Origin of the sequence: Streptomyces durbertensis, assembly GCF_014156695.1 — a bacterium.
In the GTDB taxonomy this organism is placed as follows: domain Bacteria; phylum Actinomycetota; class Actinomycetes; order Streptomycetales; family Streptomycetaceae; genus Streptomyces; species Streptomyces durbertensis.
On the sequence record NZ_WMLF01000105.1, the window covers coordinates 1 to 14,339 of the forward strand.

Genomic DNA, 14,339 nt, shown 5'->3' on the forward strand with positions numbered 1-14,339 from the left:
GTCCCAGCCCCAGCCTCAGCCCCAACCGCAGCCGTACGGCACACCCACCGCGCCGGTCGGCGGCCCGCCGACCTACCCGGGCCACGGCCCGGGTACACCGCAGGGCGCGGCACCGCACTACCCCGTGCCCGGCGCCGGCACACCACACGTTCCGGGCATGCCCGGAACCGTCCCCCCGCAGGGCCAGCCGCCACACGGCCAGCAACCGCAGGGCCAGCCGCCGCAGAGCCACGCGCCGGACCACACCCTCGCGTACCCGGCCGGCCCGGAGACCGGAGCGCCCCCGCACCCCGGACCGGACCCGTACTCCGGGCACGTGCCGCACCCGCACCACACCCCGCCGCTGTACCCGGGCCACGGCCACCCCGGTCACGCCGCGCCGGCCGGGCCGGACGGCCTGCCGCCCGTACCGAACGCCGGGGCGGCTGCCCTGCCCGGAGCGCCCAGCCAGCCGGCCGCGCCCGGCTACCCGGCCGGGCACGTGGCGCCGCCCGCGTACCCGGCCGCCTCCGACCACGCCGTCCACCCGGCCGAGCCGCACCCGCACGAGGTGGAGTTCGAGCAGCGGCGGGCCGTCGTCTCCGACCGGCAGCGCCGCACCGACGCCACCGCGATCGGCGGTCTGCTGCTCTACGTGCCGAACTTCCTGTGCAGCCTGCTGGTGGTGGGCCTGGTCTCGGCGCTGTTCGGCGGTCTCGGCCTGGTGCTGCTCGTGCTCTGGCTGCTCAGCGGGCTGCTGGTGTTCCACCGGCCGACCGAGGGTGTGATCGCCCGCCGTCTGCTGAAGCTGCGCAGGCCGACGCCTGAGGAGCACGCCCGGCTGGCGCCGGTGTGGCAGGAGGTGGCCATCCGGGCCGGAGTGGAGGGCCGCAACTACGAGCTGTGGGTGGAGGACAACGACCACGATCTGAACGCGGTCGCCGCCGCGGGTCACATCGTCGGCGTCACCCGGTTCGCGCTGAACAGGCTGCCGTCGGCGCAGCTCGCCGCCGTGCTCGCGCACGAGCTGGGCCACCACGTCGGCGGGCACGCCTGGTCGTCACTGCTCGGCTACTGGTACGCGCTGCCGGGGAAGGCGGCCTGGCGGCTGCTGCGGCTGATCGCCGCCGGCATCTTCAGGCTGCCGTCGTTCCTGGCCTGCCTGGGCGTGGTCTTCGTTCTGGTGCCGCTTGGCTTCCTGGCGTACGCGACGGTGAGCAGCTTCTACGGGCTGCCGCTGCTTGTCCTGGTGGTGCCGTACCTGCTGGCGGCGGTGGGACGGCGGTCGGAGCTGCGTGCCGACCTGCAGGCGGCCGCGCTCGGCTTCGCGCCGATGCTCGCGGAGGTGCTGCAGCGGATGCGGGCGGCGGAGCTGCACGACAAGGCCGTGGCGCAGCAGCAGGCGGCGGCGCGCGGCATGCGGCTGCCGGAGCCGGGCCCGATGGAGAGTCTGCTGTCCACCCACCCGGAGTACGAGGAGCGGCTGCACCACCTCCAACCGTACCTGGCGCCCTCGCGCTGAGGGCCCCGCGCCGAGGCGCCCCCGCGCTGACGCTCGGCCGGCGCGGGGCGGTTCCCCTTCGGGGGAAACGCCGCGGGGCGGCTCCCCCGAAGGGGAACCGCCCCGCGTTCACGCGTCACACCGTCACTGGTTGTACGGACCGTAGTCGTAGTCCTCCAGCGGGACGGCCTGGCCGGAGCCGGTGCCGAACGGCGAGTAGTCGATGTCGTCGTAGCCGACGGCCGAGTACATCGCGGCCTTGGCCTCCTCGGTCGGCTCGACCCGGATGTTGCGGTAGCGGGACAGGCCCGTACCGGCCGGGATGAGCTTACCGATGATGACGTTCTCCTTGAGGCCGATCAGGGAGTCCGACTTGGCGTTGATCGCCGCGTCGGTGAGCACCTTGGTCGTCTCCTGGAAGGACGCCGCCGACAGCCACGACTCGGTGGCCAGCGAGGCCTTGGTGATACCCATCAGCTGCGGGCGGCCGGAGGCCGGGTGGCCGCCGGTCTGCACCACACGACGGTTCTCGCCCTCGAACTTCGAGCGCTCGACCAGCTCGCCCGGCAGCAGCTCCGCGTCGCCGGACTCGATGATCGTCACCCGGCGCAGCATCTGCCGGATGATGATCTCGATGTGCTTGTCGTGGATGGCCACACCCTGCGAGTTGTAGACCTTCTGCACTTCCTGGACCAGGTGGACCTGGACGGCCCGCTGACCCAGGATGCGCAGCACGTCGTGCGGGTTGATCGCACCGACGGTCAGCGGCTGGCCGACCTCGACGTGGTCGCCCTCGTGCACCAGCAGGCGGGCGCGCTTGGAGACGCCGTAGGCGATCTCCTCGGCACCGTTGTCCGGCGTGATGACGACCTTCTTGGTCTTCTCCGTCTCCTCGATCCGGGCGCGGCCCGCGACCTCGGAGATCGGCGCGACACCCTTGGGCGTACGGGCCTCGAAGAGCTCGACGACACGCGGCAGACCCTGGGTGATGTCGTCACCGGCCACACCACCGGTGTGGAAGGTACGCATCGTCAGCTGGGTGCCGGGCTCACCGATGGACTGGGCGGCGATGATGCCGACCGCCTCACCGATGTCGACCAGCTTGCCGGTGGCCAGCGAGCGGCCGTAGCACATGGCGCAGGTGCCGACCGCGGACTCGCAGGTGAGGACCGAGCGGGTCTTGACGGTGGAGACACCGTGGCGGACCAGCTCGTCGATCAGCACGTCGCCCAGGTCGGTGCCGGCCGGTGCCAGCACCTTGCCGTCGACGACGATCTCCTCGGCGAGGCAGCGCGCGTACACGCTGGTCTCGACGTCCTCGGCCTTGCGCAGGACGCCGTCGGCGCCCTTGGAGGCGATCTCCAGCTTGAGGCCGCGCTCGGTGCCGCAGTCCTCCTCGCGGATGATCACGTCCTGCGAGACGTCCACCAGACGACGGGTCAGGTAACCCGAGTCGGCGGTACGCAGCGCGGTGTCGGCGAGACCCTTACGCGCACCGTGGGTGGCGATGAAGTACTCCAGCACCGACAGGCCGTCCCGGTAGGACGCCTTGATCGGACGCGGGATGGTCTCGTTCTTCGCGTTCGACACCAGACCGCGGATACCGGCGATCTGACGCAGCTGCATCATGTTTCCTCGGGCACCGGAGTCGATCATCATGAAGATCGAGTTGGTGCGCGGGAAGTGCGCCTGCATCGCCTCGGTGACCTCGTTGGTCGCCTTGTTCCAGACGACGACCATCTCCTGGTTGCGCTCGTCCCGGGTGATCAGACCGCGCTCGTACTGCTTCTGGATCTTCTGCGCCTGACCCTCGTAGTCGGCCAGGATGGCCGGCTTCTCGGGCGGGCCGACGATGTCCGAGAAGGCGACGGTGACGCCGGAGCGGGTGGCCCAGTAGAAACCGGCCGCCTTGAGGTTGTCCAGCGTCGCCGCGACCGCGACCTTCGGGTAGCGCTCGGCGAGGTCGTTGACGATCGCGGAGAGCTGCTTCTTGCCGATGGTGTAGTCGATGAACGGGTAGTCCTCGGGCAGCAGCTCGTTGAAGAGCGCGCGGCCCAGGGTCGTCCGCAGACGGAAGCCGTTGCCCGGCTGCCAGTCGGCCTCGCCCTCCTCGGTGACCGGGCGCTCCCAGCCACGCGGCGGCACGGTGCCGACCGGGAAGGCGATGTCGATCTTCGCCTGGAGCGACAGCTCGCCGGCGTCGAACGCCATGATCGCCTCGGCCGTCGAGGCGAAGGCACGACCGGCGCCCTTGACCTCGCGCTCCTCCTCGTCGGTGGTGAGGAAGAACAGACCGAGCACCATGTCCTGCGTCGGCATGGTGACCGGACGGCCGTCGGCCGGCTTGAGGATGTTGTTCGAGGACAGCATCAGGATGCGGGCCTCGGCCTGCGCCTCCGCCGACAGCGGCAGGTGGACGGCCATCTGGTCACCGTCGAAGTCCGCGTTGAACGCGGTGCACACGAGCGGGTGGATCTGGATGGCCTTGCCCTCGACCAGCTGCGGCTCGAAGGCCTGGATGCCCAGGCGGTGCAGCGTCGGCGCACGGTTCAGCAGCACCGGGTGCTCGGAGATGACCTCTTCGAGCACGTCGTACACCACCGTGCGCTGGCGCTCGACCATGCGCTTGGCGGACTTGATGTTCTGCGCGTGGTTGAGGTCCACCAGGCGCTTCATCACGAACGGCTTGAACAGCTCCAGCGCCATGGCCTTCGGCAGACCGCACTGGTGCAGCTTGAGCTGCGGGCCGACGACGATGACGGAACGCGCCGAGTAGTCGACACGCTTACCGAGCAGGTTCTGACGGAAGCGGCCCTGCTTGCCCTTCAGCATGTCGCTGAGGGACTTCAGCGGGCGGTTGCCCGGGCCGGTGACCGGACGGCCGCGGCGGCCGTTGTCGAACAGCGCGTCGACGGCCTCCTGGAGCATCCGCTTCTCGTTGTTCACGATGATCTCGGGCGCGCCGAGGTCGAGCAGACGCTTGAGGCGGTTGTTCCGGTTGATAACCCGGCGGTACAGGTCGTTCAGGTCGGAGGTGGCGAAGCGGCCACCGTCGAGCTGGACCATCGGACGCAGGTCCGGCGGGATCACCGGGACGCAGTCCAGCACCATGCCCTTGGGGCTGTTGCGGGTCTGCAGGAAGGCGGAGACGACCTTGAGGCGCTTGAGCGCACGGGTCTTCTTCTGGCCCTTGCCGGTCCGGATGATCTCGCGGAGGCGCTCGGCCTCCTCGTCGAGGTCGAAGGTCTCCAGGCGCTTCTGCAGCGCGGCGGCGCCCATCGAACCGTCGAAGTAGGTGCCGAAGCGGTCGCGCAGCTCGCGGTAGAGCAGCTCGTCGCCCTCCAGGTCCTGGACCTTCAGGCTCTTGAAGCGGTTCCACACCTCGTCGAGGCGGTCGATCTCGCGCTGCGCGCGGTCGCGGAGCTGCTTCATCTCACGCTCGGCGCCCTCGCGGACCTTGCGGCGCACGTCGGCCTTGGCGCCCTCGGCCTCGAGCTCGGCGAGGTCGGACTCCTGCTTCTTGGCGCGCGCCTCGAGGTCGGCGTCGCGACGCTGCTCGATCTGCTGACGCTCCACGGAGACGTGGGCCTCCAGCGACGGCAGGTCGCGCGTGCGGCGCTCCTCGTCCACGTACGTGATCATGTACGCGGCGAAGTAGATGACCTTCTCGAGGTCCTTCGGGGCGAGGTCCAGCAGGTAGCCCAGCCGGGACGGAACGCCCTTGAAGTACCAGATGTGGGTCACGGGAGCGGCCAGCTCGATGTGGCCCATCCGCTCACGGCGCACCTTGGCGCGGGTCACCTCGACGCCGCAGCGCTCACAGATGATGCCCTTGAAGCGGACGCGCTTGTACTTGCCGCAGTAGCACTCCCAGTCCCGGGTCGGACCGAAGATCTTCTCGCAGAAGAGCCCGTCCTTTTCCGGCTTCAGGGTGCGGTAGTTGATGGTCTCCGGCTTCTTGACCTCGCCGTGGGACCACTGACGAATGTCGTCAGCGGTGGCCAGGCCGATCCGCAGCTCGTCGAAGAAGTTGACGTCGAGCACTCTCGTCAATCCCTCTCAGGGTCGTGTCAAACAGTGGTCTGAACGGGGGTCCGGGGGAGCCGGGGGTTCACCGTCGGTGAACCCCCGGCCAGCCCGTCAGACCTCTTCGACGCTGCTCGGCTCGCGCCGGGACAGGTCGATACCGAGCTCTTCCGCCGCGCGGAAGACGTCCTCGTCGGTGTCTCGCATCTCGATGGACATGCCGTCCGAGGACAGCACCTCCACGTTCAGGCAGAGCGACTGCATCTCCTTGATGAGCACCTTGAAGGACTCGGGGATGCCCGGCTCGGGGATGTTCTCGCCCTTGACGATCGCCTCGTAGACCTTCACACGGCCGGTGACGTCGTCGGACTTGATCGTCAGGAGCTCCTGGAGCGCGTACGCGGCACCGTATGCCTCAAGCGCCCACACCTCCATCTCACCGAAGCGCTGACCACCGAACTGCGCCTTACCACCGAGCGGCTGCTGGGTGATCATCGAGTACGGGCCGGTCGAGCGGGCGTGCAGCTTGTCGTCGACCAGGTGGTGCAGCTTCAGGATGTACATGTACCCGATCGAGATCGGGTCCGGGAACGGCTCGCCGGAGCGGCCGTCCAGCAGCCGCGCCTTGCCGGACGGCAGGACCAGGCGGTCGCCGTCGCGGTTCGGCAGGGCGTGCCCGAAGAGACCGGCCAGCTCGTCCTCGCGGGCACCGTCGAACACCGGGGTGGCGACGTTGGTGCGCGGGGCGACCTCGTCGGCGCCGATGGCCTTCAGGCGCTCCATCCACTCCTCGCCGCCCTCGACCTTCCAGCCCTGGGAGGCCAGCCAGCCGAGGTGGATCTCGAGCACCTGTCCCGGGTTCATCCGGGACGGCACACCGAGCGGGTTGAGGATGACGTCGACCGGGGTGCCGTCCTCCAGGAAGGGCATGTCCTCGACCGGGAGGATCTTGGAGATGACACCCTTGTTGCCGTGGCGGCCGGCGAGCTTGTCACCGTCGGTGATCTTGCGCTTCTGCGCCACGTAGACGCGGACCAGCTGGTTCACGCCCGGCGGCAGCTCGTCGCCCTCCTCGCGGTCGAAGATGCGGACGCCGATGACCTTGCCGGTCTCGCCGTGCGGCACCTTCAGCGAGGTGTCACGGACCTCACGGGCCTTCTCACCGAAGATCGCGCGCAGCAGGCGCTCCTCGGGGGTCAGCTCCGTCTCACCCTTCGGGGTGACCTTGCCGACCAGGATGTCCCCGGCCTCGACCTCGGCGCCGATGCGGATGATGCCGCGCTCGTCGAGGTCGGCCAGGACCTCCTCGGAGACGTTCGGGATGTCCCGGGTGATCTCCTCCGGGCCCAGCTTGGTGTCACGGGCGTCGACCTCGTGCTCCTCGATGTGGATCGAGGAGAGGACGTCGTCCTGCACCAGACGCTGGGAGAGGATGATCGCGTCCTCGTAGTTGTAGCCCTCCCACGGCATGAACGCGACGAGCAGGTTCTTGCCGACCGCCAGCTCGCCGTCCTCCGTGGACGGGCCGTCGGCCAGGACCTGGCCCTCCACGACCCGGGCGCCCTCGTCCACGATCACCTTCTGGTTGAAGGAGGTGCCCTGGTTGGAGCGGTGGAACTTGGAGACGCGGTAGGTCGTGTACGTGCCGTCGTCGTTGGCGACGGTGATGTAGTCCGCGGAGACCTCCTGGACCACACCGTCCTTCTCGGCCCTGATGACGTCGCCGGCGTCGACCGCCGCGCGGTACTCCATACCGGTGCCGACCAGCGGGGACTCCGCCTTGATCAGCGGCACGGCCTGGCGCATCATGTTCGATCCCATGAGCGCGCGGTTGGCGTCGTCGTGCTCGAGGAAGGGGATCATGGCCGTCGCGACCGACACCATCTGGCGCGGCGAGACGTCCATGTAGTCGACGTCGTCGCCCGGGATGTAGTCGACCTCGCCGCCACGGCGGCGGACCAGGACGCGGTCCTCGGCGAACCGCATGTCGTCGGCGAGCGGCGCGTTGGCCTGCGCGATGACGAAGCGGTCCTCCTCGTCGGCGGTGAGGTAGTCGACCTTGTCGGTGACGACACCCTCGACGACCTTGCGGTACGGGGTCTCGACAAACCCGAAGGCGTTGACCCGGCCGTAGGAGGCGAGCGAGCCGATCAGACCGATGTTCGGGCCTTCCGGCGTCTCGATCGGGCACATGCGGCCGTAGTGCGACGGGTGGACGTCACGGACCTCGAAGCCGGCCCGCTCACGGGAGAGACCGCCCGGACCCAGCGCCGACAGGCGGCGCTTGTGGGTCAGACCCGAGATCGGGTTGGTCTGGTCCATGAACTGGGACAGCTGGCTGGTGCCGAAGAACTCCTTGATGGAGGCGACGACCGGCCGGATGTTGATCAGCGTCTGCGGCGTGATCGCCTCGACGTCCTGCGTGGTCATCCGCTCGCGGACGACCCGCTCCATACGCGCCAGACCCGTGCGGACCTGGTTCTGGATCAGCTCGCCGACGTTGCGCAGGCGGCGGTTGCCGAAGTGGTCGATGTCGTCGGTCTCGACGACGATCGTGTCACCCTCGGCGCTGACCGCCTCGGTCTCACCGGCGTGCAGCTTCACCAGGTACTTGATCGTGGCGATGACGTCGGCGTTGGTGAGCACACCGGAGTCCAGCGGCTCGTCGCCGCCGAGCTTCTTGTTGATCTTGTACCGGCCGACCTTCGCCAGGTCGTAGCGCTTCGGGTTGAAGTAGAGGTTCTCCAGAAGCGTCTGCGCGGCCTCCTTGGTCGGCGGCTCGCCCGGACGCAGCTTCCGGTAGATGTCGAGGAGCGCGTCGTCCTGGCCCTGGGTGTGGTCCTTCTCCAGGGTGGCGCGCATCGACTCGTACTCGCCGAACTCCTCCAGGATCTGGTCGGTCGTCCAGCCCAGGGCCTTCAGCAGGACCGTGACCGACTGCTTGCGCTTGCGGTCGATGCGGACACCGACCATGTCGCGCTTGTCGATCTCCAGCTCCAGCCAGGCACCACGCGAGGGGATGACCTTGGCGGAGAAGATGTCCTTGTCGGACGTCTTGTCCACGGAGCTGTCGAAGTAGACGCCGGGAGAGCGGACGAGCTGCGAGACCACGACACGCTCGGTGCCGTTGATCACGAAGGTGCCCTTGTTGGTCATGAGCGGGAAGTCGCCCATGAAGACCGTCTGGGACTTGATCTCACCGGTCTCGTTGTTGGTGAACTCGGCGGTGACGAAGAGCGGGGCGGCGTAAGTGAAGTCACGCTCCTTGCACTCGTCGATCGAGTTCTTCGGCGGCTCGAAGCGGTGGTCCCGGAAGGTCAGGGACATCGACCCCGAGAAGTCCTCGATCGGGGAGATCTCTTCGAAGATCTCCTCCAGACCGGACTTGGTGGGGACGTCCTCACCGCGCTCCAGCGCGGCCTCGACGCGGCCCTTCCAGGCGTCGTTGCCGAGGAGCCAGTCGAAGCTCTCGGTCTGGAGCGCGAGAAGGTTGGGAACCTCGAGGGGCTCCCGGATCTTCGCAAAAGAGATACGCAATGGGGCGGTGCTGGCGCCGTTGTTCGAATTGACGGTCGAGGCGTTGCGCGAGGCGGCCAAGAGGGGGTCCTTCCGAGGGCTCGGACTCACTACGCGCATACCGGTGCCCCTGGTGACGGACAGGGAGCAGCTAATAGGCAGCGCAAAGGGTCAGTGTAGCCACAAGGCACACTGATGTCCAGAGCGGATATCCGGAGATCGGCGCAGAGCCTCTCTCTCCCTCCGGGAGGGATCCTCTCCCTCGTTGTTCGACCTCGCCCGCCGAGGCCCGCCAGGGCCCGTCGGACGCTTCCCAGGCACCCTCGGATCGCCTCCGGGAGCGCCGGCCGGCCCGGCTCACCCCGCGACATCCGATGGTGTCTGCCGCAAGACTTCCCACATCGTCCCCGATCCATGCATCGGACCGCGGATCATTGCGAGCTTCCCTGCTCAACGGCCGTGTCGCCGACCGCCTTCGCACCGCCGACCGCCACCGCCGCGCCCTCGGGCCGCCGCGCGACCGTCACCGTGCAGCGGTCTGAGAATCGCGTGCCACGCCCCTTTCGTCAAGGGGCCCACTCCGGCGGAGTCGTCTCGCTCGTCACCGAACCACCGGCCGGAAACCGTCGAAGATCACCCTACCCCCGGACCCCGAGGGTCAGGCAAAACGTCACACGAACACCGGAGCACGCCGAAGGGCGACCACCCCAACGGGTGATCGCCCTTCGGTACTCCACCGTCCGCGCGAGGCGGACGACGAGGGTCAGGCGGCGTTCGAGAACAACCGCCCGGGACCCCTGTGAGTCAGGATGCGGGTCACTTGACCTCGACGGAAGCGCCGGCGCCCTCGAGGGACTCCTTGGCCTTCGCCGCGGCCTCCTTGTTGACCTTCTCCAGGACCGGCTTCGGGGTGTTGTCCACCAGGTCCTTGGCCTCCTTCAGGCCGAGGGAGGTCAGCTCGCGCACGACCTTGATGACCTGGATCTTCTTGTCGCCGGCACCGGTGAGGACGACGTCGAACTCGTCCTGCTCCTCCTCGGCGGCGGCGGCACCGCCACCCTGACCCGGGGCGGCGGCGACGACGGCGGCCGGGGCGGCGGCCTCGACGTCGAACTTCTCCTCGAACTTCTTCACGAACTCGGAGAGCTCGATGAGGGTCATCTCCTCGAACTGCGCGAGCAGCTCGTCCTGGCTGAGCTTCGCCATGGTGGCGGTCCTTTCACTGATCGGCTGGTGCCGGATGTACATTTCGGCGGGCGTACGGGCCCGCTGGACTGCGAGGTTCCTCGGCCGAGTCGGAGACCCGGTCGACTACTCGGCAGCCTCGGCGGGAGCCGGCGTACCGGCACCGCCCTGCTCGACCTTGTCGCGAAGCGCGTCCGCGGTACGGACGAACTTCGTGAGCGGGGCCTGGAAGGTCGCCGCGGCCTTGGCCATGGACGCCTTCATGCCACCGGCCAGCTTGGCGAGCAGCACCTCGCGGGACTCGAGGTCCGCGAGCTTCTTCACTTCGTCGGCGGACAGCGCCTTGCCGTCAAGGACACCGCCCTTGATGACGAGAGCGGGGTTCTCCTTGGCGAAGTCACGAAGACCCTTCGCCGCCTCGACCGGATCACCGGTGACAAAGGCGACAGCCGTCGAGCCCGTCAGGAACTCGTCGAGCGCGGTGACCCCGGCCTCGTTGGCCGCGATCTTGGTCAGCGTGTTCTTCACCACACGGTACTGAGCGTTACCACCGAGCGAGCGGCGCAGCTGCTTGAGCTGAGCCACGGAAAGCCCGGTGTACGCGGTGACCACAGTGGCGTTGGAGTTGCGGAACTTGTCCGTCATCTCCGCCACAGCTGCGACCTTGTCGGGCGTCGCCATGGGCCTGGCCTCCTTCCGGGTGATGGTCTCAAACCGACCTCTCGATCGGTCCTGCGCGAGCCGGACCGCCCGGAGCGGGCGCGTGAGGACGCCACGGTCGACACCGCACACGACAAACGCCCCGGCGCAGGCGCACGGGGCGTGGGCTCGACCGACCGGATTCCTCCGGAGGGAGCTGTTCTCCTCGTTCACCTGCACGGGCCGTCCGCGGGATGCGGAGCCTTCGGCCACTCCGCGCCCGAGGGCACGCAGCGACGACCAGCGGTCTTCGGCTACCCCGACAGACTAGAGCCCGCCGGGCACAAGAAGCAAATCAGTGAGGTATTCCCCGCCGAGCCGCCTCTCACACTCGGCGGGCACCCGGCGGGGTCACCTCGGGTGCCCGCCGGGTGCCCGGCGGGGCACGTCGGCCGCGGGCCGGCTCAGGCGCCGGCGCCCGCCTCCTCCAGCTCCTTCATCATCTCCAGGAAGTCGAACACCTCGTCCGCCGGCGGCGCCTTCACGCCGACCGTCGTGCCGTAGTCGCTCAGCCGCTGGCTGACCTCCACCGGCCCCTGCGGGGTGTTCGTCCTGGTGTCGATACGGACCGGCAGGTCGTCCTTGTTGACCCACACGTCGATCTTGTAGTCCTTGATGCCGGACTGCTTCATGTTCTCGACGAGCTGCTCGCGCTCGGTCTTGTCCAGGAACTCCAGGGAGTCGTTCGCCTCCATGGCCTCGTCGACCGTCAGCGTGCCCTTGTAGCGCTGCGCCGTGACGCCGTCGACCTTCTCCTCGCCCACGTACTTGACGTTCGGCGAGGAGAGCAGCAGGGCCACCTGCTTGGCCGGGTCCTGGTTGTTCATGTTGTCCAGGCCGTTGGACGCGGACTGCCGCTGCGAGGCGTCGGCGCCCTCCAGCGCGGCGTTCATGTCGAGCTTCATCCAGCTCTTGCCGTCCATGTCGTCCGCGGCGGACTCGTCGAGCTTGATGTAGAGCGCGTTGTCGACCCACAGCATCCGGCTCGTCTCCGGCATGTCCGGGTCGGCGGCGCGGGACTGCTCGTCCGGCTTCATCGTGAGGTCCATGGCCAGCGGGCCCCAGCCCATCACGCCGGACATCTCCATCGAGCCGCCCATGGCGCCCGGCATCTTCATCGTCATCGAGACCTTCGCCGAACCGGCGTCGGTCGTCTTCTTCGCGACGGCCTGCATCACCTGGGCGACCTCGCCCGACGCGCCGGACGCCGCGGCCTTGTCGCCCGACTTCTCCGCCGGCTTGTCCGCCGCCTTGTCGTCGCCTCCGCACGCCGTCAGCAGCAGCGCCGTGGCCAGACCCGCGGCGCCGAACGCCGCCGTACGAGTGAGCCTCATTACCGATCCCCCCCGGCCCGCCGACGAGCGGCCGGCCATGTGTCATGTCGAACCTTCGCCCAAAGTACCGCAGAGGTCCGACACGCAGTCCGTCGCGGCCCACATCGGGTCCCTCACGCCGGGGGAACGCCGTCGGCCCCGCCTCCACAGAAGGAGACGGGGCCGACGGACGGGACGTCAGCGGGAGACTCAGACGGTCTCGTCCGCGACGAGGAGGTTGCGGGTGCGGTTGGCGTCGACCGGGACACCGGGGCCCATCGTGGTGGTGATGGTGGCCTTCTTGATGTACCGGCCCTTGGCCGCCGACGGCTTCAGCCGCAGGATCTCCTCGAGCGCCGCGCCGTAGTTCTCCACCAGCTGCTTCTCGTCGAACGACGACTTGCCGATGATGAAGTGCAGGTTGGCGTGCTTGTCGACGCGGAACTCGATCTTGCCACCCTTGATCTCGGTGACGGCCTTGGCCACGTCGGGGGTGACCGTGCCGGTCTTCGGGTTCGGCATCAGACCACGCGGACCGAGCACGCGGCCCAGGCGGCCGACCTTGCCCATCAGGTCCGGGGTGGCGACGACGGCGTCGAAGTCCAGACGGCCCTTGGCGACCTCGTCGATCAGTTCGTCCGCGCCGACGATGTCGGCGCCGGCGGCCTCCGCGGCCGCGGCACGGTCACCGGTCGCGAAGACCAGGACCCGGGCGGTCTTACCGGTGCCGTGCGGAAGGTTCACGGTGCCGCGGACCATCTGGTCGGCCTTGCGCGGGTCGACACCCAGACGCATGGCGACCTCGACGGTCGAGTCGAACTTGCTCGAGGAGGTCTCCTTGGCGAGACGCACGGCCTCAAGCGGCGCGTAGAGCCGCGTGCGGTCGATCTTGGCGTCCGCGCTGCGGAAGTTCTTGCTGCGCTTCACTGCTGCTCCTGACGGATGATCACCCGGCGGTCGTACCGCCCGGTGGGTGCGGAGTTCGTGGTGCGGACCAGCGCTTGGCCCTGCCACGGTGGTCGATCCAGGCCCGAGGGACCCGAGAGGTGCTGGGATCAGCCCTCGACGGTGACGCCCATGGAACGCGCGGTGCCGGCGATGATCTTCTCGGCGGCGTCCAGGTCGTTCGCGTTGAGGTCGGGCATCTTCGTGGTGGCGATCTCACGCACCTGCTCGCGGGTGATCTTCGCGACCTTGGTGACGTGCGGCTCGCCGGAGCCCTTCTCCACGCCAGCGGCCTTGAGGATCATCTTCGCGGCCGGCGGCGTCTTGGTGATGAAGGTGAAGGAACGGTCCTCGTAGACCGTGATCTCCACCGGGATCACCCAGCCACGCTGCGACTCGGTCGCCGCGTTGTAGGCCTTGCAGAACTCCATGATGTTGACGCCGTGCTGACCCAGCGCGGGGCCGACCGGCGGAGCCGGGTTGGCGGCGCCGGCCTGGATCTGGAGCTTGATCAGCCCCGTGACCTTCTTCTTCTTGGGAGGCATGCTCTCTCCGGGTCTTGAGTGAGAGTGTGGGTTGTCTGCTCTGCGATCCGCCGCCCCCGAAGGGGTTCACCCGGATACAGGCATACCGCACAACGATAGCCCCTCCCACCCCACGACAGAAAACCAGCAGGTCAGAGCTTGTTCGGCAGCAGCTCGAACGCGACAACGTGGCGGGGCCGGATCGCTGTGAAGTGCCGCCTGTCCAGCGTGGCGATCTGCTTCAGACCGTATCGCTCGGCCACCGCCACAACGGAGGCGTCGCAGCCTCCCAGCGGGAAGTCGGCGTACTGCCGTACGAGTTCCGACATCCGTCGAAGATCGGCGATCCCGAGGCCCACAACGCTGCCGTACGAGCCGGCGGCAAGATCCTCCAGGAAGTCGGCCTCCGTCTCGGGACCGACGAACTTGCCGATCAGGAAACACACCTCGGCGAGCACGGGGCCGGTATCACCAGTGACCGCGGATCGACGTCGCGGTACCACTCCAGGCACGCGGCATGGGCGTCATCGGCTTTGTTGACGAGAGCGGCCAGAGGGCCGGTATCCACGACGATCACGAGGCGAGCCTACTCGCCGAAGCCGCTCGCCAGGTATCGATCGGCGTTCTTCGCCAGGTCGCTCGGCCCGGCGC

The 14,339-nt window shown here is 68.6% G+C and carries 9 protein-coding genes; 1 reads left to right on the plus strand and 8 read right to left on the minus strand.

Translation table 11 applies throughout. The features are described 5' to 3' along the window. Positions 1 to 157 precede the first annotated feature (157 nt). Positions 158 to 1,501, plus strand: a complete 1,344-nt coding sequence (locus GL263_RS09880) for a M48 family metalloprotease (RefSeq protein WP_182855230.1) — start codon at positions 158 to 160, stop codon at positions 1,499 to 1,501. A 123-nt stretch (positions 1,502 to 1,624) separates the two neighbouring features. Here GL263_RS09880 and GL263_RS09885 read toward each other — a convergent pair whose 3' ends face one another. From GL263_RS09885 to GL263_RS09920, 8 genes are all read right to left on the minus strand, one after another. Next, complete coding sequence (locus tag GL263_RS09885; protein ID WP_182855231.1) at positions 1,625 to 5,524, minus strand: DNA-directed RNA polymerase subunit beta'; 3,900 nt, start codon at positions 5,522 to 5,524, stop codon at positions 1,625 to 1,627. 96 nt (positions 5,525 to 5,620) lie between these two features. Beyond that, complete coding sequence (gene rpoB / locus GL263_RS09890; protein WP_182855232.1) at positions 5,621 to 9,103, minus strand: DNA-directed RNA polymerase subunit beta; 3,483 nt, start codon at positions 9,101 to 9,103, stop codon at positions 5,621 to 5,623. A 735-nt stretch (positions 9,104 to 9,838) separates the two neighbouring features. Continuing rightward, complete coding sequence (gene rplL, locus GL263_RS09895) at positions 9,839 to 10,228, minus strand: 50S ribosomal protein L7/L12 (protein WP_182855233.1); 390 nt, start codon at positions 10,226 to 10,228, stop codon at positions 9,839 to 9,841. 105 nt (positions 10,229 to 10,333) lie between these two features. Continuing rightward, complete coding sequence (gene rplJ, locus GL263_RS09900; protein ID WP_143647091.1) at positions 10,334 to 10,888, minus strand: 50S ribosomal protein L10; 555 nt, start codon at positions 10,886 to 10,888, stop codon at positions 10,334 to 10,336. 422 nt (positions 10,889 to 11,310) lie between these two features. Beyond that, positions 11,311 to 12,240, minus strand: coding sequence for an SCO4651 family lipoprotein (locus tag GL263_RS09905; RefSeq protein WP_182855234.1), 930 nt, complete (start codon positions 12,238 to 12,240; stop codon positions 11,311 to 11,313). Between the two features lie 189 nt (positions 12,241 to 12,429). After that, positions 12,430 to 13,146 (minus strand): 50S ribosomal protein L1, encoded by a 717-nt coding sequence (rplA, locus tag GL263_RS09910; protein WP_182855235.1) that lies wholly within the window; start codon positions 13,144 to 13,146, stop codon positions 12,430 to 12,432. 128 nt (positions 13,147 to 13,274) lie between these two features. Next, positions 13,275 to 13,709: a 50S ribosomal protein L11 gene (gene rplK, locus GL263_RS09915; protein WP_182855236.1), complete on the minus strand. Its 435-nt coding sequence runs from the start codon at positions 13,707 to 13,709 to the stop codon at positions 13,275 to 13,277. A gap of 131 nt (positions 13,710 to 13,840) precedes the next feature. After that, entirely contained in the window at positions 13,841 to 14,146 is a 306-nt protein-coding gene (locus GL263_RS09920) for a type II toxin-antitoxin system VapC family toxin (protein WP_323379328.1), read from the minus strand. Positions 14,147 to 14,339 lie beyond the last annotated feature (193 nt).

Excerpts from the sequence above, each read along its gene's own strand:
- GL263_RS09880 (WP_182855230.1), top strand. The coding sequence starts at position 158 with ATGCCCGGAACCGTCCCCCCGCAGGGCCAGCCGCCACACGGCCAGCAA.
- rplL (WP_182855233.1), bottom strand. The coding sequence starts at position 10,228 with ATGGCGAAGCTCAGCCAGGACGAGCTGCTCGCGCAGTTCGAGGAGATG.
- rplJ (WP_143647091.1), bottom strand. The coding sequence starts at position 10,888 with ATGGCGACGCCCGACAAGGTCGCAGCTGTGGCGGAGATGACGGACAAG.
- GL263_RS09905 (WP_182855234.1), bottom strand. The coding sequence starts at position 12,240 with ATGAGGCTCACTCGTACGGCGGCGTTCGGCGCCGCGGGTCTGGCCACG.
- rplK (WP_182855236.1), bottom strand. The coding sequence starts at position 13,709 with ATGCCTCCCAAGAAGAAGAAGGTCACGGGGCTGATCAAGCTCCAGATC.